We start from the raw sequence: 1587 nt of genomic DNA on the forward strand, positions 1-1587 counted from the left end.
CTCGTCCCGCTGGACGTCAAGGCCGGCGACCGCATCCTGTTCGGCAAGTGGTCGGGCACCGAAGTCAAGCTCAATGGCGAAGACCTTCTGATCATGAAGGAATCCGACATCATGGGCATCATCGGCTGAATATCGGCCTCACCGTCACTTAAATCTTCGGGCTCAACTCAAGCCCCTGCCAGGAGCTAAAAATGGCTGCCAAAGACGTAAAATTTTCTCGCGATGCCCGTGAGCGCATGCTGCGCGGCGTCAACATCCTCGCCGACGCCGTGAAGGTCACGCTCGGCCCCAAGGGCCGCAACGTCGTCATCGACAAGTCGTTCGGCGCACCGCGCATCACCAAGGACGGCGTCACCGTCGCCAAGGAAATCGAGCTTGAAGACAAGTTCGAGAACATGGGCGCGCAGATGGTCCGCGAAGTTGCTTCGAAGACCAACGACATCGCCGGCGACGGCACCACGACCGCGACCGTTCTGGCGCAGTCGATCGTCCAGGAAGGCCACAAGTCAGTTGCCGCCGGCATGAACCCGATGGACCTGAAGCGCGGCATCGACCTCGCGGTGAGCGACGTCGTCGCGACGCTGATCAAGAACGCCAAGAAGATCAAGACCTCGGAAGAGGTTGCCCAGGTCGGCACCATCGCCGGCAATGGCGATGCTTCGGTCGGCTCGATGATCGCCGAAGCGATGCAGAAGGTCGGCAATGAGGGCGTCATCACCGTCGAGGAAGCCAAGACCGCCGAGACCGAACTCGAAGTCGTCGAAGGCATGCAGTTCGACCGCGGCTATCTCTCGCCCTACTTCGTCACCAACGCCGACAAGATGGTTGCGGATCTGGAAGACGCCTACATCCTTCTCCACGAGAAGAAGCTCTCCAACCTGCAGGCCATGCTGCCGATCCTCGAGGCTGTCGTGCAGACCTCGAAGCCGCTGGTCATCATCTCGGAAGACGTCGAAGGCGAGGCCCTGGCCACGCTGGTCGTCAACAAGCTGCGTGGCGGCCTGAAGATCGCCGCCGTCAAGGCGCCGGGCTTCGGTGATCGCCGCAAGGCCATGCTGGAAGACATCGCCATCCTCACCGGTGGCCAGGTCATTTCCGAAGACCTCGGCATCAAGCTCGAGAATGTTGGCCTCAACATGCTCGGCCGCGCCAAGAAGGTGTCGATCTCCAAGGAGAACACCACCATCGTCGACGGCGCCGGCAAGAAGGCCGAGATCCAGGGCCGCGTCGCCCAGATCAAGCAGCAGATCGAGGAGACCACCTCGGACTACGACAAGGAGAAGCTGCAGGAACGTCTCGCCAAGCTGGCGGGCGGCGTTGCCGTCATCCGCGTCGGCGGTGCGACCGAGATCGAAGTCAAGGAAAAGAAGGACCGCGTCGATGACGCCCTCAACGCGACCCGTGCGGCCGTCGAAGAAGGCATCGTTCCCGGCGGCGGCGTCGCACTTCTGCGCGCTTCGCTGGCCATCACCGTCAGCGGCGCCAACTCCGACCAGACCGCGGGCATCAGCATCGTGCGTCGCGCGCTGCAGGCTCCGGCTCGCCAGATCGCGGCCAACGCCGGTGCGGAAGCATCGATCGTTGCCG

The 1587-nt window shown here is 62.7% G+C and carries 1 protein-coding gene and 1 pseudogene; both read left to right on the forward strand.

The genetic code is table 11. The features are described from left to right. A pseudogene (locus tag AC0L14_RS34680) lies at positions 1–129 on the forward strand (co-chaperone GroES); the annotation flags it as partial. 62 nt (positions 130–191) lie between these two features. Then, a partial coding sequence (gene groL, locus AC0L14_RS34685) for a chaperonin GroEL (RefSeq protein ID WP_473752218.1) occupies positions 192–1587 on the forward strand: 1396 nt, incomplete at its 3' end.

It is taken from the genome of Mesorhizobium sp. WSM4841 (assembly GCF_055811515.1).